This is a genomic window from Clostridium tetanomorphum, assembly GCF_017873215.1.
GTDB classification, from domain to species: Bacteria; Bacillota; Clostridia; order Clostridiales; family Clostridiaceae; genus Clostridium_AO; species Clostridium_AO tetanomorphum.
On sequence record NZ_JAGGKA010000007.1, the window covers coordinates 1 to 18,121 of the forward strand.

The 18,121-nt window shown below is 28.8% G+C and carries 16 protein-coding genes; 12 read left to right on the forward strand and 4 right to left on the reverse strand.

Annotation, left to right across the window (positions count from 1 at the left end; translation table 11 throughout):
- Positions 1 to 160: 160 nt before the first annotated feature.
- Both J2Z24_RS08220 and J2Z24_RS08225 read right to left on the reverse strand, forming a co-directional pair.
- Entirely contained in the window at positions 161 to 1,354 is a 1,194-nt protein-coding gene (locus J2Z24_RS08220) for a hypothetical protein (protein WP_035148398.1), read from the reverse strand.
- Positions 1,355 to 1,878: 524 nt separating this feature from the next.
- Positions 1,879 to 3,258, reverse strand: a complete 1,380-nt coding sequence (locus J2Z24_RS08225; RefSeq protein WP_035148397.1) for a cache domain-containing protein — start codon at positions 3,256 to 3,258, stop codon at positions 1,879 to 1,881.
- Between the two features lie 173 nt (positions 3,259 to 3,431).
- Here J2Z24_RS08225 and J2Z24_RS08230 point away from each other — a divergent pair, with 173 nt between their 5' ends.
- The 4 genes from J2Z24_RS08230 to J2Z24_RS08245 all read left to right on the forward strand — a co-directional run bounded on the left by J2Z24_RS08230 (position 3,432) and on the right by J2Z24_RS08245 (position 9,127).
- Entirely contained in the window at positions 3,432 to 5,174 is a 1,743-nt protein-coding gene (locus J2Z24_RS08230) for a sensor histidine kinase (RefSeq protein WP_035148395.1), read from the forward strand.
- On the forward strand, positions 5,149 to 6,543 hold the full coding sequence (locus J2Z24_RS08235) for a sigma-54-dependent transcriptional regulator (protein ID WP_111947521.1): 1,395 nt from the start codon (positions 5,149 to 5,151) through the stop codon (positions 6,541 to 6,543). The genes J2Z24_RS08230 and J2Z24_RS08235 overlap by 26 nt, the downstream gene beginning before the upstream one ends.
- A 216-nt stretch (positions 6,544 to 6,759) precedes the next feature.
- Positions 6,760 to 7,677, forward strand: coding sequence for a glutaminase A (gene glsA, locus J2Z24_RS08240; protein ID WP_035148143.1), 918 nt, complete (start codon positions 6,760 to 6,762; stop codon positions 7,675 to 7,677).
- Between the two features lie 34 nt (positions 7,678 to 7,711).
- Positions 7,712 to 9,127, forward strand: a complete 1,416-nt coding sequence (locus tag J2Z24_RS08245) for an alanine/glycine:cation symporter family protein (protein WP_035148142.1) — start codon at positions 7,712 to 7,714, stop codon at positions 9,125 to 9,127.
- A gap of 84 nt (positions 9,128 to 9,211) precedes the next feature.
- Here the strand turns inward: J2Z24_RS08245 and J2Z24_RS08250 are convergent, their stop codons facing one another.
- On the reverse strand, positions 9,212 to 9,901 hold the full coding sequence (locus J2Z24_RS08250; protein WP_035148141.1) for a YjjG family noncanonical pyrimidine nucleotidase: 690 nt from the start codon (positions 9,899 to 9,901) through the stop codon (positions 9,212 to 9,214).
- Positions 9,902 to 10,047: 146 nt separating this feature from the next.
- Positions 10,048 to 11,433 carry an NAD(P)H-dependent oxidoreductase gene (locus J2Z24_RS08255; protein WP_035148140.1) on the reverse strand — a complete coding sequence of 462 codons (1,386 nt, stop codon included), beginning with the start codon at positions 11,431 to 11,433 and terminating at the stop codon, positions 10,048 to 10,050.
- A 239-nt stretch (positions 11,434 to 11,672) separates the two neighbouring features.
- Between J2Z24_RS08255 and J2Z24_RS21770 the strand changes: the two genes are divergently transcribed.
- The 8 genes from J2Z24_RS21770 (at position 11,673) to J2Z24_RS08295 (ending at position 18,101) form a co-directional block, all read left to right on the forward strand.
- The gene (locus J2Z24_RS21770; protein WP_035148139.1) at positions 11,673 to 12,260 is read left to right on the forward strand and encodes a TetR/AcrR family transcriptional regulator; all 588 of its coding nucleotides are present in this window, start codon (positions 11,673 to 11,675) and stop codon (positions 12,258 to 12,260) included.
- Between the two features lie 141 nt (positions 12,261 to 12,401).
- Entirely contained in the window at positions 12,402 to 13,121 is a 720-nt protein-coding gene (locus J2Z24_RS08265; RefSeq protein WP_035148138.1) for an MBL fold metallo-hydrolase, read from the forward strand.
- Between the two features lie 173 nt (positions 13,122 to 13,294).
- Complete coding sequence (locus tag J2Z24_RS08270) at positions 13,295 to 14,050, forward strand: MerR family transcriptional regulator (protein WP_035148136.1); 756 nt, start codon at positions 13,295 to 13,297, stop codon at positions 14,048 to 14,050.
- Positions 14,051 to 14,141: 91 nt separating this feature from the next.
- Positions 14,142 to 14,876 (forward strand): ABC transporter ATP-binding protein, encoded by a 735-nt coding sequence (locus J2Z24_RS08275; protein WP_035148135.1) that lies wholly within the window; start codon positions 14,142 to 14,144, stop codon positions 14,874 to 14,876.
- Positions 14,863 to 15,606: an ABC transporter permease gene (locus J2Z24_RS08280; RefSeq protein WP_035148134.1), complete on the forward strand. Its 744-nt coding sequence runs from the start codon at positions 14,863 to 14,865 to the stop codon at positions 15,604 to 15,606. The genes J2Z24_RS08275 and J2Z24_RS08280 overlap by 14 nt, the downstream gene beginning before the upstream one ends.
- 32 nt (positions 15,607 to 15,638) lie before the next feature.
- The gene (locus tag J2Z24_RS08285; RefSeq protein WP_085059062.1) at positions 15,639 to 16,688 is read left to right on the forward strand and encodes an ArsA family ATPase; all 1,050 of its coding nucleotides are present in this window, start codon (positions 15,639 to 15,641) and stop codon (positions 16,686 to 16,688) included.
- 15 nt (positions 16,689 to 16,703) lie between these two features.
- Entirely contained in the window at positions 16,704 to 16,922 is a 219-nt protein-coding gene (locus J2Z24_RS08290; RefSeq protein WP_035148133.1) for a hypothetical protein, read from the forward strand.
- 18 nt (positions 16,923 to 16,940) lie between these two features.
- Positions 16,941 to 18,101, forward strand: coding sequence for an ArsA family ATPase (locus J2Z24_RS08295; RefSeq protein WP_035148132.1), 1,161 nt, complete (start codon positions 16,941 to 16,943; stop codon positions 18,099 to 18,101).
- The last annotated feature ends 20 nt before the right edge of the window (positions 18,102 to 18,121 follow it).

Consider the following 18,121-nt stretch of genomic DNA (forward strand, 5'->3'; position numbering starts at 1 on the left):
TCCTTTTTGTTTGAATAACTTAACCTTAAAGAAATATAATTTATTGATTCAAAAAAGTAAAACCGCCATCACTTTCGTGATGACGATTCAATATTCTTAGTTTTTCAGTGGCCTCACACTTTTGTCGTGGGGTTTTTAATGACAATATAGATAAGAGACTTTAATCTAGTTCCTTTGGTAAATATTTTACTTGAATTTTTATAAGCTTTCCTTTATTAGTTATAAAAACAACTTCTCTAAATACTTTTCCATATGTATAATACTTGAAGGATGAGCTTTCCTTTGTTTTAGCAGGTTGTCCATAAGCTGCAATAATTTCATCTATACTGGATTTTTCTGAAATTCCTTTAGGTAATTCTAAAGGAATTTGTGCACCATTAGTGCTGTATTCTACATAGCCAACAAAACAGTGCTTTAAAGGTTCAGCCTTGTCATTATAATTTTCAATCTGAGTTCTTAGAACTTGATTACCTTTTCTTAATTCAATACCCACATCACTAGATTTAGCAGCAATTACTTTAGCAGCATTTGATTGAAGTACCCAACCGTTTTTTTCAAATTCAGTAATAGGCGCTGGTAATTTGTAGTAATCACCACCATATTTTACTTGAAAGGACAATAAATCTTTACCTATATTTGAAGGTGCCTTATATTTTTTAACTATTGCAGGAAGTTCTGTATTAACAGATTTAGTTTGCATTTTTTCAGGTGATACTAAATTTTTTATTTCGATAGATTGTACTTTTTTACTTTTAGTATCAAATCCAATATTATAATCTGAATATATACCGGATTTATAGGTTAGTTTAGTTAGTGATTCTCCTTTATATTCATCCGATGGTTTACCATAAGCTGCAATAACTTCATCATATGTAGAGCCTACAGTAATCCCTTTTGCAATGGAGATGGTTGCGCCTTGAGCGTTTACACCTGGTTCTATTCTAACTCCAGCAACAGAACATTCTGATATTGGTGTGACATTCGTACCAAAGTTTGCTATTCTAATTAGCATAATTTGTTCACCATTTTTTAGGGTTTTTAGGGCATATTGATTTGGTTTTAATTTATCATTACCAAAATCTTTAGCTATCCATCCATTTTTTTTAAAATTAGAAAATGGAGTTGGAAGAGAATAGGCTACACCATTTATCAATACCTCATAACTATATAAATCATCAGATATAGAATCAGAAGTAGCTTTTGTAGCTTCTTTTGTATTATCTTTTGTTGTGGTGGTAGTTTCATTTTTTGCTTGTTCTTTTGGCTTTTCTGATGCTGGTTTTGAACAAGCAGTAAATGATGAAATCAATACAATTAGTGATAATATAAATGGTATTTTTTTTAGGTTTTTCATTTGTAAACATCATCTCATTTCTTTAAATATTTAAGCAAGTCACATAATTATAATCTGTTTTATTCTAGGAGGGAATTTGGATAAATATAGGTTTACACTTTGTAGGAAATAAATCTTATATAATTATGAGCTTTTCTTAGCTGATTTTGGACAAGAAAAAACACTTTAATATATTACCAAATTAAATATATAAATGCAAGTAGTGTAAAAAATATATTAATATTCAATTTATATTATATTTGTAATATAAAAACATGATGTTTTGAGGTAAAATTAAAAACTGTGAAAACTTTTATAATTTTAGACCTCTAGTTCATTTGGGATGCGGTTTTGAAGGAAGATTAGATACTGGATTAACAGGAGGATTAAAGGTATTGATAAAAATACTTAACTTAAATATATATTTATGGGGCTGTGGCACTAAGAATAAATGTCACAACATATTGCGTTTATTATTGATTTACAAAGCAATATATTGTATATAAATTTCTTAATGCCACAAGCCCCATTTCTAAGATTTTATATCAAGAATTAGTGATAGTATCAATAAGTTTACATAAATGTACAATTTCAGATTTAAGTTCAACATGATTAAAGTTTTCAGCTAGAGAAGTTAGTTTTTCTCTTATTTTAATTAAAAAATTATTTAAGCTCAACATTTCAGCTTCATGGGATTTTATAGACGGATTAAGTTTACTTTTGTAACTAGTTAGTGTTTTTAAAGAGTTTTTCACATCTTCAGCTTTTGATAAATTAAAGTTATTAATATTTTTTATCAAATTATCTAAGTTTTGTTTTTCATATTCAATTTCAAATAATATATTAATGTCTGAAGCAGGCTTTTCAAATAGAAAATCTTCATTTTCAATTCTAAATGGTGTTACTTTCGCTGATTGTGGAAGTGTTTTTTCTTCCGTAGACTTAATGGAAACACTTAATGTTTGTATAGTGCTTCCCATTTGTTTTGTAATATATAATATACTGATAATACTTATAAATACTACGGCAGCAATTCCTATAAATATGTTATTTACTAAAACATTTGTTTCTTTTATTAACTGTTGTTTTTCTATTACCCCTATAACTTTCCAGCCAGTAGCCCTATTGGTTGTATATGAAACATAATAATTTCCTGTGTTATTATCAGAATAGAAGCTTCCCGATTTTTTGTTATACATTTTATTAATAAGATTGTCATTGAATATATATTTCAATTCATTAGTTTTAGTATTGTCAACTATAAAAAAATTTTTATTATCAGTTCTTGAAATGATAAAAATATCTCCTTTGTTAAATTTTTTTAAATAATTTATTTTTTCAGATAAATCATCAAGATAAATATCTATAGCCATAACACCTGCAAACTTATTTTCTTTATTCATAACATTTTTAGAAACAGTAAGTATATATTTTTTTGTAGTACTATCAATATAGGGTTTTGTCCATGCAACTTTACCCTTTGAATTTATTGCGTTTATATACCAGGGCCTTTGTGATGCTTCCCAAGGAGCATTTGAAAGCTCCTCCGAGGTATCTGGCCATGAAATAAGTTTTTTAACACCAAATATTTTTTTCTCTGGTGCAAAATAAGCAAATGCAGTATATGAATATGCCTGTTGAAAGTTTTTTAAAAGTTCTTCAGTAGAATTATAATATTTATTAGGATTATCAGATACATATTGAATCAATTCATTTTTAGATAACATTTCAACAGCGCTTTCGAAAGTGGATAAAAAGTCGGTTATTGAAAGATTATGCTGTTCTACAGAACTATTAAAGGATTCAATATACTTATTTTCAGATGCTACATAGTAGGTGTTTATATAAATTTTTATAAATAAGAAAGCACTAATGATAATGAATATGATAACTTTTACTACTGTGTTATTTAATATTTTAAACATAGAATCACCTCAAAATATCTTTGCACAATCATTCTAGCATATGCTTAGCCATATTAAAACTTTTTTATTCAAAATTAAAAAATAATGGAGTATAATAAAAACGACTATTAATAAGCATCTGAATGAGAAATAAAAAAACTTATTGATTTTCAAGAAAGAGTAAGGTGTAAAATATGAAGTTGAAGCTTAAGAGAAAAATAGTATTACCAATATTATTTTTAATGATATTGCCTACAGTAGTACTAAGTATTTCATTTTTAAATATTATGCAAAGGGTTTTCTATGACAATGTTTCTGAGAATGCGGAAAACTTTTTAAACTCAATTTCAGAAAGAATATACCAAGTAAATGATGAGTTTTATTTTAAGCAGATGTTATTTAGCAAGCTTTCTTCTATGGAAGATCTAGGAGTTATAGTTTATGAGGACAATGATATAGTTTATGAAAGATTAAATGAATTTAACTTGGATGCTAATAAGATAAAGACAGGATACACAGATACCAAGAGATACGAAATCAAGAAAAAGACCTATGAAAACTTAAATATTTCTATATATGTAGTAATTGACAGATATCGGATATTCTTAAATGTTATAAATATATATAAACCATATTTAATATTAATAGCTATTTCAATATTTATTTCAATACAAGTAATATTTTTTTTAACAAATAGTTTTTCAAAACCTATATCAATATTATTAGAAGGATATAATAATATAATATCCGGAAACTTTAAGCACAATATAGATCTTAAAAGGAAAGATGAACTAGGGCTTTTAGGGGATGCATTTAATGAAATGAAGAATCAGATATACATTGGTAGTAATAAATTCTTACAGATGAAAAGGTTTAATGAAGATATATTACATAATATTTCAACAGGAATAATAACTACGGATATGGTAGGGAAAATCAAAAATTATAACGATACTGCCTCAAATATTATTGAGAGAGTAATATGCTTTAATCAAAAAAATACAAACATAATCAAAACACTTATGCTTCAAATAAATGAAACTATAGAAAAGATGGAGCCTGTAAATAGAATAGAACATTTTAATGAGCCACATACAAAGGAAGCAGTTTATTTAGATATAACCACATCCTTGATGAAAAATTCTTCAGGAGAATATATTGGTGTTATATGCAATTTTAATGATATTACAAGTAGAAAGAAAATAGAAGAGAATGTAGAACGAATAGACAGACTTACTTCTCTAGGACAGTTAACAGCAGCTTTAGCCCATGAGATAAGAAATCCTCTTTCAGGAATTAAAATGAGTGCTCAAATATTAAATAAAAGACTTTCTAGTCATCTTAATACCTCTGACGAATATCTCTTTAAAGCTATAATTAAAGAAACAGAAAGGCTTGATTTATTAATTACAGATCTTTTAAATTTTTCAAAGCCAAGAATACCGAAGTCTCAAATTATAGATGTATTTGAGGTTCTTGATAAAGCACTTCTTTTTTCTGATAAGAAAATAAGAGAAAAGGAAGCTATAGTTAGTATAAATCGTGATATAGGAGAGACATTGATATATTTTGATAAGGGACAGCTTTTACAGATTTTCTTAAACATAATATCCAATGCATTAGATGCCATAGATATGAATGGACAATTAAAAATAATTGTAGAAAAACCTAGGGAAAGTGATAATACATATATAATTGTATCAGTTGAAGATAATGGATATGGAATAAAGAAGGAATACATTAATAAAATTTTTGATCCGTTTTTTACAACGAGAGAAAGTGGAACTGGATTAGGTCTTTCTGTAGTACATAAATTAGTTGCAGCAAATAATGGAAATATCCAAATAGAAAGTATAGAATCAGTAGGAACTATTGTGAAAATTTATTTACCAAAGTATAGGGGAGAGATTGATGAATACAAAAGTTTTAGTAATTGATGATGAGGAAATAATGAGATTAACCCTTGGAGAGGGACTTAGTGATTTTGGATATGAGGTAGCAACAGCATCAACGGGTTTGGAGGCAATACAAAAGTTGAAACACTTTGAACCTGATGTTATATTGCTTGATATGAGACTTAGATCAGAAAATGGTTTAGACATTGCAAGAAAAATAAAAGAAATGGATGAATATGTAGAGATAATAATTATGACAGCATATGGAGACATTAAGACTGCCATTGAAGCAATAAGAATAGGAGCTATAGATTATATAAAAAAGCCTTTAGATATTGAAGAAATTCAAGTTACTATATCAAAAGCAATTGCTAGTCAGAGTATGAAGAAAAAATTAAAACTTTATGAAGAAATGGAATCCAGAGATGACAATACATTTATAAGTAAAGATGCTGCAATGGAAGATACCATAAGAAAAATGAAGGTATTAGCTGAAAATGATTCTGTAACTGCGCTGATAAGAGGGGAAACTGGAACTGGAAAAGAGGTTGTTGCTAATTTTATACATAAAAACAGCAACAGAAAGGACTCATTAATGTTAAGTATTAATTGTGCTGCTATACCTAAACAACTTCTAGAGAGTGAGCTGTTTGGTTTTGAAAAAAATGCATTTAGTGGTGCAAATTCTAGAAAAAAGGGCCTTTTAGAGCTTGCAAATGGAGGAACGGTTTTTCTTGATGAGTTAGGAGAAATGCCTCTTGATGTACAATCTAAGATTCTAAGGTTTCTTGAAACAAGAAAATTCAATAGAATAGGTGGACTTGAAGAAATAGAAGTTGATATAAGAGTAATTGCTGCTACTAATAAAAATCTTGAAGAAGCTATAGCTAAAAAGGAGTTTAGGGAAGATTTATATTACAGGTTAAATGTAGTGCCTATTTTTATTCCTCCACTAAGGGAAAGAAAAATGGATATTGTAGAGCTTTCTAAATACTTTTTAAATATTTTTAATACTAAATTTAAGAAGAATTTTAAAAGATTTACTAATGAAGCTATGGATAGAATGATATGTTATCAATGGCCTGGAAATATAAGAGAACTTAAAAATATTATAGAGAGAATTGTAATTCTAAATAATACAAGTAGTATAGATGTTGAACAACTTCCAAGTGAAGTGCGAGAACAAGCAAATGAAAAGAAGAATGTAGAAATTGTAGAAGAAAGGCAAGAGGATATTGAGTATGGTTTCTCATTAGAAGAAAAGGTAGCAGATTTAGAAAAATATTATATATTAGCAGCATTAAATAAGTCTAAGGGGAATTTTAGTGCTGCTTCAAAGCTTCTTGGAATTTCAAGGCATGCACTTAATAGAAGAATGGAGAAGTATTTTAACAATATAAATGAAATATAGATAATTTATTATAAAACCTATAGATATATAAGCTCGATATGGAACAAAGTGCTCGATATCGAGCTTTTTTTATGTTCGATTTCGAGCGTTTTCTGCATGAAAATACATAAAAAATATCATTTTTCTAAATTTTATTTATGTTTTTAATTTGGCATGTATATTGCTTATATATTTCATATAGTTAATATTTATAATTTGGAAAGGAGGTAAATAAGGATGGAATCAGTTTTAAAAAGTGCAATTGAAAGTAATAAAAAATTTGTAAAACTTGGAGAAGTGGCAACTTATATTCCTGAACTTGCAAAAGGAAATAAAGAGGCTCTTGGAGCCTGCATTTTCGATATAAATGGCAATTCAATTTTAGAAGGTGACTATAAAACAAAGTTTACTATTCAAAGTGTATCAAAAGTAATAATTCTTATATGTGCTCTTATGGATAGAGGAATGGATGTAGTTTTTTCTAAGGTTGATAAAGAACCGTCAGAAGAGCCTTTTAATTCATTAGTAAAGTTAGAAACAAAGGAAGGCCACAAGCCTTTAAATCCATTTATTAATGCAGGAGCAATAGTCTGTACATCTCTTGTGTCAGGTGATAATGGCATAGAGAAATTTAGTAGAATCCTTAATATGATTAAAAAGTTATCTAATAATGAGAACATTGATGTAAACTATTCAGTTTATAACTCAGAAAAATTGACTGGAAATACAAACAGAGCAATAGCTTACTATCTTAAGGGAGCTAACATAGTTGAAAAGGATGTTGAAGATGTATTAGACGCATATTTCAAAATCTGTTCCATAGAGATGGTGGTTGAGGATGTAGCAAAGATAGCCTCTGTAATTGCTAATAATGGTGTAGCTCCATGGTCAAATGAGAGAATAATTCCAGAGGATGTTAATAGAGTAGTGAAGGCTATTATGACAACCTGTGGATTATATGATACATCTGGAGAGTTTTGTGTCAATGTTGGTGTTCCTGCTAAAAGTGGAGTAGGTGGATGCATTATGGCTGTTGTCCCAAACCGTATGGGAATAGCAGTTATAGGACCAGCTTTAGACAATCACGGAAATAGTATTGGTGGAATAAAGGTCTTAGAAGAACTTTCAAGAGAACTTAATCTAAGTATTTTTTAAATAGGATAACATTTATTAAAGGGAGAGTGTTAAAATGGTAAATTATTTGAATTCTTTCATATCATTTGGTAATACGATACTTTGGTCATATGTACTAATATTTTTACTTATAGCAGTAGGACTTTATTTTACTTTTTATCTTAAGGGCCCACAGTTCAAATTTTTCTTTCAAACATTTAAGCTTCTTGGAGGAAGTGGAAAATCTAAAGATAGTAAGGAAGGAAAAGGTGTTTCTTCATTCCAAGCATTTTGTATAAGTGTTGCTTCTCACGTTGGTACTGGGAATCTTGCAGGTGTTGCTATTGCAGTTTCAGTTGGAGGTCCAGGAGCACTTTTCTGGATGTGGATTATAGCTCTTTTAGGGTCAGCTTCAAGTTTTGTTGAAAACACATTAGCACAGGTTTATAAAGTAAAGGATAAAGATGGATACAGAGGTGGTCCAGCATATTATATGGAAAAAGCTCTTGGTAATAGAAAGCTAGGAATTATATTTTCAATACTTATAACTATATCCTTTGGACTTGTATTTAATTCTGTTCAGGCAAATACTATAACATTTGCATTTGAAGGAGCTTTTGGTCTTAACAGACTTTATGGAGCTATAATTCTTATATTACTTACTGGTATGGTTATATTTGGTGGGGTTAAGAGAATAGCACAGGTTGCAGAGGTTATAGTGCCTGTTATGGCAGTAGCTTATGTATTGGTTGCATTATTTGTAATCTTAAAGAATATAGATCAAATTCCACATATATTTACAATGATTTTTGAAGGTGCTTTTGGTTTAAAACAATTCACAGGTGGTGGAATTGGTGCAGCTATTATGATGGGAATTAAAAGAGGATTATTTTCAAATGAAGCAGGTATGGGAAGTGCCCCAAATGCAGCAGCTACAGCAGAAGTAACTCATCCAGTTAAGCAAGCCATTATGCAAGTATTTGGAGTTTTTCTTGATACTATAGTGATATGTAGTGCAACAGCATTTATTATATTAGTTTCTGGTACAAATCAAAAAGAACGACTAACAGGAATACAGTTAACACAAGAAGCATTAACTTCTCAAGTAGGTTCTTGGGGAAATATATTTATAGCAGTATGTATTTTTATGTTTGCATTTAGTTCTATACTTGGAAATTACTATTATGGTGAATCAAATATCGAGTTTATGAATGGAAATAAAACATGGCTTAATGTATTTAGAATTGCTGTAATTGTTATGGTATTTTTAGGTTCCATGTCTTCATTAGATATTGTATGGAATTTAGCAGATTTATTCATGGGATTAATGGCACTTCTTAACATCGTTGTTATATTTAAATTAAGTAAGGTAGTTTCAAAGGTAACTAGAGACTATATAGCTCAAAAAAGAGAAGGAGAAGACCCAGTATTTTATGCAGAATCCATTGATGGATTAGTAAATGCTGAATGCTGGAATAAGAATAAAATGTAGTTTAAGCATTTCGTTAAAATGTTAATAAATTAAAAAATAAGGGTTGATAATCATTGTTTTATCAACCCTCATTATTTAGAAGTATTATCTTTTAAGTATATCTTTAAGCTCCATTAAATTAGAAATTTCATAAGTGGGTTTTATTTCGGTATTATTTATAATCTTATTAGGATTAAACCAGCAGGTATCTATACCAAAATTTATTCCACCTTGTATATCAGAGGTTAAGCTATCTCCTACCATTAATACTTTACTTTTATCAGTATATTTTATATTATTTAAGGCGTATTCAAATATTTTTGAATCTGGTTTTGACACTGGAGCCTCTTCAGATATTATTATGTCCTCAAAGTATTTTGATATAGTGGATTTTCTTATTCTATTATCTTGAACATCTGTAATACCATTAGTAATTATAAAAAGTTTATAGTCTTTATACAGACTTTCTAAAAGACATATACTATCATCATATAAAAAGGAAGAACAAGATAAACGTTTTATATATGACTTTGCAAACTCAACCTGGTTAAATTTAATATTTAATTTACGTGATAATCTTTTAAATCTTTCAACATTTAATTCTTTTTGAGTAATAAGACCATCTTCCATCTCTTTCCATATAGTTGTGTTTATTTCCCTATATATTTTTAAATGATAATTTTCATCATAGTTCATATTGAATTCAAGCATAGTATTTTTAAAAGCATCTTCTTCGGATTTTTTAAAATCAAATAAAGTTTCATCTGCATCAAATATTATAATCTCATATTTCATAATAATCCTCCAGTACAGTTAGTTTTCATAATTATAGCATAACTTATTCATTACTTCATAAGTGACAAAGAGGTATAGCAGAATATTTTAATTTAGATATTTTAAAAATACGTATTACTTGCGTTATATCAATTGTAGAATCGCCATTAAGTAGATGTATTTTCTACAATTTTTTTTAACGATACAATCATTGAAGATTTTATTTGGTTTGAATAAATTTCTTTTCTTATGAAAGGAAACTTACACATTAGAATGAATATAAAATTCATTATTCTAGATTTATAATTTTTTTGTGGAAAATCATATACATTAAGTGTTTTATAAGCTTTATGATCAGCAACAAAAGGAAATCTTAAGTTTCCCCATACTTCATCTCTAAATATCTTCATACCTGCTATACCAAGAAAGGTGGCAGGTTTAGTGTAATTTACAGTTGATAACTTAATAAGATTGTATGAAAAAGTATATAATTGTTCATCGATTTCTATATTGGTATCATACTCATCAGTGACAAAGCCAACTAAATTAGAGCCTTGCCATTGGACATAGGATTCTAATATTTGTCTTAAATTAGGTATTTGCCTCAGAACACCAGATATTATAAAACCTATTTGTTTACCAGAAAGAGATGGAGTGTGAGTATTAAAAAATCCTCTGTCTAAGAATTTTTTCCATGTAGAAGATAAATGCCTGTATTTAATAGAACCAGCAAAAACTATTATATCCGCAGTTTTTAATTTACTATTATAAAAATTAATAAAATCATCCTTACCTGTATAAGCGCACTCATAGTTATAACCACATTTTAAGCAGCCTAAGCAGCTTCCTTTTATATCTATATATTGAAGATTAATTAATTCTATAGTTTGGGAAAATGAATTTATAAATTTATCTATCATATTTTTTAAATTAATATTTTCTAAAGAATCAGTTACTATAATTATTTTTTTATTTGAAACATCTATTTTATCATGGATAATTTCAGGAATATATTCTTTTAGCGAATATTCTACTGGACTGTAGTTTTTTAAAGTAATTACTTTATTTTCTATAGCATCAAAATAGTTTTGAGCAAATTGTAATAGATTTTTTCTTATATGTTCTTTTTTTAAATCATACATTTCTGCGGAAAAATAATCTACATAATTCATATTTAAGTCATCGCAAATGGAATTCATGTAATTTATTGCAGTGTGGTCATAAAAGTGAATTGATGTAGTAACAACTGAAGCATATTTTCCTTTAAAAGCATCTTCAACATTTCTTTCAAAAATTAATTCTATAAATCTTTGATAATTGGAATGAACAGTAAAAACATAAAGAGGGAATGCCCATATAACTCCATCACTAAGTTTAATTTCGTTAATTATATCCTCAAAAGTTTTTTTATCTTTTTCTATTTTATTAATCCCTTGAGAAATATTAATTATTTTCAATTGGTGATGCTTAAACTTTTTTTGAATATAGTTTATATATTGCATAGTAACACTAATATCACCTTTAGGACTTCCATTTAAAACTACTATTTTCATTTACAACACCTCTATTATTAATTGTTTTTATATAAGTAATTCTTTTTTAAGTCAGTATATTTTATTATGATGGATAAGTACTGAAATTTCATATACTTTATTTATTGAAAGTTATGTTGACAGCGTAAACTTTAATTTAATTATAATTGAATAAGTTTACAGTGTCAACATGAAGTGATATAATTTTTATGATAAAAATTATTTTAAATATATTCTAAGATTTAAGGAGGATATCAACAGTGAATAGAAAAACATATCATCATGGTGATTTAAAAAATGAACTTATACATAATGGATTAGTATTATTAAATAAAGAAGGTATTGAGGGATTCTCCTTAAGAAAAGTTGCTAGTATGAGTGGAGTAAGTCATAATGCACCCTATAAGCATTTTAAAGATAAGGATGCACTTATTAATGAAATAATTAAAGAAGTTTGGAGAAAATTTTATATAGCATTACTTCAGATAACTGAGATATATCATGATAATGCTAAATTACAAATTATTGAGATGGGAAAAGCATATGTGAAGTTTATGGTAGAAAATCCAGAATATTTAAAGTTTATGTTTTTGTCAGATAATGCTCATCCTATAAAAATAGAAGATGATAAATTTACTGAAGATAAAGATAGTGCTTTTGGAGTTTTTAAACATAGTGCAGAAAGATTTTTTAAGGAAATAAAGTTAGATGAAAATTTATATATGCAAAAGACGCTAACTTTATGGAGTATGGTTCATGGAATAGCAATATTAATTATTAAAAGGAGTATTGAATACAAAGGAGATTACTTAAAGTTAGTGGAAAGTATGATTAGAGCTAACATTTAATAATATTAATCAAGTATTCTTTTTTACTTAATATATGGTTAAGTATATTACAGAATTGTTCATGAGATAACTATATTATTTATGGGTATGATATTATATAAGCAATTATATAAGCAATTAAATTGTATGAGGAGAATTTGTATGAATAAAATAAATATATTAGAAGTAAATTTTAATTTTGATGGACAGGTAAATACTATCTATCCAGTAATATTAGAAGATGAAAATGAAATGATTTTAATTGATTGTGGATATCCTGATTTTTTACATTTAATTGAACAAATTGCAATAAAGGATGGAATTGATATAAAAAAATTATCTAAAATAATTATAACTCATCACGATTTTGATCATATGGGAACTTTAGCAGAATTTAAAAGAAAATATCCTAATATACAGATATTAGCTTCAAAAGAAGATGAGCCTTATATCAGTGGTAAGAAAAAATCACTAAGATTAAAACAAGCTGAAGCTATGTATCATTCTTTATCAGAAAAAGAGAAGGAGAAAGCCAGAGATTTTCATAAGATGCTCGAATCAGTGGAGCCTTGCAATGTAGATATATGTTTGAATGATAAAGATTATTTTCATTTTTGTGGAGGTATAGAAATAATATCTACACCAGGTCATATGCCTGGACACATATCAGTTTATGTAAAAGAGAATAAGACATTAATCAGCGGAGATGCTTTGGTGATAGAAAATGAATGCTTAAATATTGCTCTACCCAAATATACTTTAGATATAGAAAAAGCCAAAGAATCTGTAAAAAAGCTTCTAAGTTACGATATAGATAGGATTATATGTTATCATGGAGGTGTGTATACAGGGGACATAAAAAAAGCACTTGAAGCAATATAAAATTTAAGTAAGGCCTTTAGTAAGAATGGTATTAGAGTGCGGTTCATCTACATCAATATACCCTTTTGTAATATATATTTTTATTTTCAAGTTATTATTCATAATGAACTCTCCACTATAACACCATACTTTTAATGAGTGCTACCATAGAATTAAATGGAGGTGGCAATATAATGGAAAATAAGTATAAGACAGCAGAAGTGGCGAAAATAGTTGGTATTCATCCTAATACAGTGCGTCTTTATGAAAAATGTCAATTAATATCTAAGCCAGAAAGACAACAAAATGGTTATCGTGTTTTTAATGATTTACATATTGAGCAATTCAAGTTAGCAAGAGTTTTACTAAAGGTTGAAGTATTACAAAATGGTTTGCGAAAAAAGGCTGTTGATATTATTAAAATCTCTGCTACAAAAAATTTTGATGCAGCAATTCTTCTAACTGGAAGTTATCTATTACAGATTAAATCAGAGAAACAGAATGCAGAAGAAGCAATTGAAATTGTAAAACAGATGTTCTCTGGTTCACATCATACAAAAGAAACAGAGTGCTTATCACTTACAAGAAAGCAGGCAGCAGATTCTTTACAGATTACCATAGATACTTTAAGAAATTGGGAGTTAAATGGATTGATTACAGTAAAGCGCAGACAAAATGGCTATCGGGTTTACACAAATGAGGATATTATGCGTCTGAAAATTATCCGTTCGCTTCGATGTGCAAATTATTCACTATCTGCTATATTACGAATGTTGTCAGCTATTTCTCAAGATCCAAATGTTAATATCAGAAAGGTAATTGATACTCCTAAACATGATGATGGCATTATTTCTGTATGTGATAAATTGCTTACTTCACTACAGGAGGCTGAAAGTAATGCACTTCATGTAATGGCTCAGTTAAAAAATATGAAAAAGCAATTTAAATAAAAAATCTATATAAAAAACCCTACACTTTTCCACCAGGCTACGTTCTGGTGGTATTCTTTTATATGTATAAAAGAACAAGGAGGTTTGGAGAATGGAAATAACAATTAAAGTTGACAAACTATGTAAGTCTTATGCCGGAATTCGTGTAATTGAAAATCTTGAATTTTATATATCACGGGGCGAGGTATTTGGATTGCTTGGCGCAAATGGATCAGGAAAAAGTACCACAATTGAATGTATATTAGGGACAAAAAGTGCGGATAGCGGAACAGTATCTATTTTAGGAATGAATCCACATAGGGAGAGGAAAAAGATCTTTGAACGGGTAGGTGTTCAATTTCAGGAAGCGAATTATCAGGACAAAATCACCGTGAGGGAGCTTTGCCAGGAAACATACTGTCTTTATAAAAATCCTGCTGATTATGAAGTTCTTCTAAAGCAATTCGCCCTGGAAGGAAAAACAAAAAATATGGTAAAAGAACTATCTGGGGGACAGAAACAAAGACTATTTATCGTACTAGCACTGATCTCCAATCCAGAGGTTGTGTTTCTTGATGAATTGACAACAGGACTTGATGCAAAAGCAAGGCGAAGCGTTTGGAACAGTTTGATGAGACTTAAGAATAGGGGGCTGACAATCTTTTTAACCTCTCATTTTATGGATGAGGTAGAAACTCTGTGTGACCGTATTGGTATCTTGAAAGACGGAAATTTTATTTTTTGTGGTTCCGTACAGGAAGCTATTGCTGCCAGTCCATATGAAAAACTGGAAGACGCATATCTTTGGTATACAGGAGAGGAGGAATTAGAAAGTGAAGACATTTAGAACAATGCTAAAAACTGAATTAAAACTATCTATGCGAGGGATGGACATGTTCATCTTTGCATTATGTATGCCAATGATAATGGTAATTATCATTGGTATCATATACGGCAATAAGCTTGCATTTAACGGAGCGGAATATACATTTTTACAACAGTCCTTTGGGGCAGTGTCTACAATAGCAATATGTGCCGGTGGTGTCATGGGGCTTCCATTAGTTATATCAGATTACCGGAACAAAAAAATCCTAAAACGGTTTAAAGTAACTCCTACAAGTCCGGCACTTATTTTAGCGGTACAGGTAACTATTTATATGTTTTACGCTATGGCTTCTCTTATCCTTGTTTATACTGTAGCAGTACTATTCTTTCAATATCATTTTGTTGGCTCACTGCTACAATTTCTGGGGGCATACTTGTTAGTTATGTTGTCTATGTTCAGTATTGGTATGATGGTAGGTGGAGTTTCGCCGAATATGAAAATTGCCAGCGTGATTGCCAGTATTTTGTACTTTCCTATGTTAATTTTTTCCGGAGCCACTTTGCCATATGAAGTCATGCCCTCAGCACTTCAAAAAGTAGCTGACCTTTTGCCATTGACGCAGGGGATTAAACTGCTGAAAGCAACCTCATTGGGCTTACCTATTACAGATGTTCTGTTTTCAATTATCGTCATGGCTGTTCTTGCAGTAATTTGTATTGGTATAGCAATTCGTTTTTTTAAGTGGGAATAAAAAGGAATGTAGCGGTAGGCATAAGCACTGATATGGCTCATAACTTAAGTGATTTATTTATGAAGGAAATAAAAGAAGAGCCAGTAGAAATAGTAAATAATCTTTGTGCATTAGAAATAGATTCAAATTATGAAATGAATAGACATTACAGAAGTATTTCAGAGGCTTTTAAGAAGATGATTCCTTTGGGGAATGAAAAGAATGAAGAAGTAATGGAAGATATAGTTGTATTTCCAGGTATAGAAGAATTATTTTCATTACTTAAGATAAAGGAAATATATGATGAAAATATTTATGATTTAATCATAGTAGACTGTGCGCCTACTGGGGAAACTCTTTCTTTATTAAAATTTCCAGAACTTTTTTCATGGTATATGGAAAAGATATTTCCTATTGGTAAGATAGCTATGAAAGTATTAAGACCAATTTCAAAGGTAGCTTTAAAATTAGATATGCCTGATGAAAAGGCTATGAATGATATTGAAAAATTATATGTTAAGCTTGGAAACTTGCAAAGTCTTTTAAAAGATAGAGAGGTTTGTAGTATAAGACTTGTTACCATACCAGAAAAAATGGTGGTAGATGAAAGTAAGAGAAACTATATGTATTTAAATTTATACAACTTTAATGTAGATGGATTATATATCAATAGAATAATACCGAAGGATATAGATAATAGCTTTTTTGATCAATGGAAACAGATTCAAAAAAACTATTTAGATGAGATAAATTCAGTATTTTATAATATTCCAAAATACAAAATTAAATGGTATGAAGTAGATATAAACGGAGTAAGTGGGTTAGATAGAATTATAAGGGATTCTTTACAGGATGACAATATATTTAAGGTTTTAAAGACAACATTAAATGAGATCTTTGAAAAGACAGAGAAAGGATATCGGCTTAATGTTTATGTACCCTTTACCAATAAAAAAGATTTTGATCTATTTGAGTCTGGTACAGATATTATAATAAAAATAGGGAATTTCAAGAGAAATATTCCCATACCCAATATTATAGAAAAATATTCAATAACTTCTGCAAAGCTAAATGATGAAATACTAAGTATTTATTTTGAATAAATGGGAGGCATCATGATGAATAAAGAATTTGTTAAGAATATAATTAAGGCAAAGAAATATGAGTACCAAGCTATAAAGGAAATAATGCCTGATAACTTGAAAAAGAGATTAGAGGAATTTGAAAAATATGCATTAAATTTATTAAAGGATGCTATACATGAAATGATAAAAGAGGATTTAGAAGAAGATAACAGTAAGAAGATAACAAAAAAAATTGTTGTAGATTTTTCATAGTAAATTGGAGGGAGCAATATGAGAATAATATTATATACGGGAAAAGGTGGAGTAGGTAAAACCAGTGTAGCTGCTGCAACAGCTTGCAAAATAGCAAGTGGCGGGAAAAAGGTATTGATTGTAAGTACAGATCAAGCACATAGTTTAAGGGATTCATTTGATATAAAGCTTTCAAATGAACCTTTAAAAATAAGCAATAATCTTTATGCTATGGAAATAAATTCAGTTTTAGAGAATGAGAATTCCTGGGGAAATATAAAGAGTTATTTTGAAAAACTTATGGTATTTAAATCTGAAAAAACAATAGAAACTGAAGAACTATTGGTATTTCCAGGTTTTGAGGAGTTACTGGCATTAATTAAAATTAAGGATATATATGATGAAGGAAAATATGATGTTTTAATAGTAGATTGTGTTCCTACAGGAGAAACTATGTCATTGTTAAAGTTTCCAGATTTATTTAAATGGTGGATGGAAAAGATATTTCCTATTAAAAGAAAAGGAGCAAAGATTGCAAAACCAATAATTGAAGCTACTATAAAAATGCCCATGCCAACAGATAATACTTTTGATGAAATTGAAAAATTATATATAAAGATTGATGAGCTTCATAGTCTAATGCTTGATAAGAATATAGTTAGCATAAGAATAGTTACTACTGCAGAAAAAATAGTGGTTAAGGAAGCAAAAAGAAGTTTTTCTTATCCTCATCTTTTCGATTACAATGTTGATGCAATAATCATAAATAAGATTTTTTCAAAAGATTCTCTAAAGGGGTATTTTGAAGGATGGACAACTATTCAAAAGGAGAGCATTGATGATATATATGATAGTTTTAAAGGTATTCCAATTTTTAAATTAGAATTAATGAGTGATGAGCTAAGAGAATATAATACCCTTCAAAATGTAGGTAATAAAATTTATAAAGAAGTTAATCCAGAAGATGTTCTTTTTCAGGACAAGATATTTACTATTGAAAAGAATGCTGAAGGATATAATCTTGTTATAAACATGCCTTTTGTTGATAAAAGAGAGTTAAATCTTTCTCAAAAAGGCGATGAAATAACCATATCAATTAAGAATGAGAGAAGAAGTTTTGTACTACCAACAAAGCTTCACTCTAAAGAAATAACATGTGCAAAATATATTGATGGAAAGCTTAATATTCATTTTGCTTAAGGAAAAGAAATATACATTAA

Coding starts and splice junctions, on each gene's coding strand:
- J2Z24_RS08220 (WP_035148398.1), bottom strand. CDS start 1,354: ATGAAAAACCTAAAAAAAATACCATTTATATTATCACTAATTGTATTG.
- J2Z24_RS08275 (WP_035148135.1), top strand. CDS start 14,142: ATGGAAATAACAATTAAAGTTGACAAACTATGTAAGTCTTATGCCGGA.
- J2Z24_RS08250 (WP_035148141.1), bottom strand. CDS start 9,901: ATGAAATATGAGATTATAATATTTGATGCAGATGAAACTTTATTTGAT.
- J2Z24_RS08265 (WP_035148138.1), top strand. CDS start 12,402: ATGAATAAAATAAATATATTAGAAGTAAATTTTAATTTTGATGGACAG.
- glsA (WP_035148143.1), top strand. CDS start 6,760: ATGGAATCAGTTTTAAAAAGTGCAATTGAAAGTAATAAAAAATTTGTA.
- J2Z24_RS08255 (WP_035148140.1), bottom strand. CDS start 11,433: ATGAAAATAGTAGTTTTAAATGGAAGTCCTAAAGGTGATATTAGTGTT.
- J2Z24_RS08285 (WP_085059062.1), top strand. CDS start 15,639: ATGGCTCATAACTTAAGTGATTTATTTATGAAGGAAATAAAAGAAGAG.
- J2Z24_RS08295 (WP_035148132.1), top strand. CDS start 16,941: ATGAGAATAATATTATATACGGGAAAAGGTGGAGTAGGTAAAACCAGT.
- J2Z24_RS08235 (WP_111947521.1), top strand. CDS start 5,149: ATGAATACAAAAGTTTTAGTAATTGATGATGAGGAAATAATGAGATTA.
- J2Z24_RS08270 (WP_035148136.1), top strand. CDS start 13,295: ATGGAAAATAAGTATAAGACAGCAGAAGTGGCGAAAATAGTTGGTATT.
- J2Z24_RS08230 (WP_035148395.1), top strand. CDS start 3,432: ATGAAGTTGAAGCTTAAGAGAAAAATAGTATTACCAATATTATTTTTA.
- J2Z24_RS08290 (WP_035148133.1), top strand. CDS start 16,704: ATGAATAAAGAATTTGTTAAGAATATAATTAAGGCAAAGAAATATGAG.
- J2Z24_RS08225 (WP_035148397.1), bottom strand. CDS start 3,258: ATGTTTAAAATATTAAATAACACAGTAGTAAAAGTTATCATATTCATT.
- J2Z24_RS08245 (WP_035148142.1), top strand. CDS start 7,712: ATGGTAAATTATTTGAATTCTTTCATATCATTTGGTAATACGATACTT.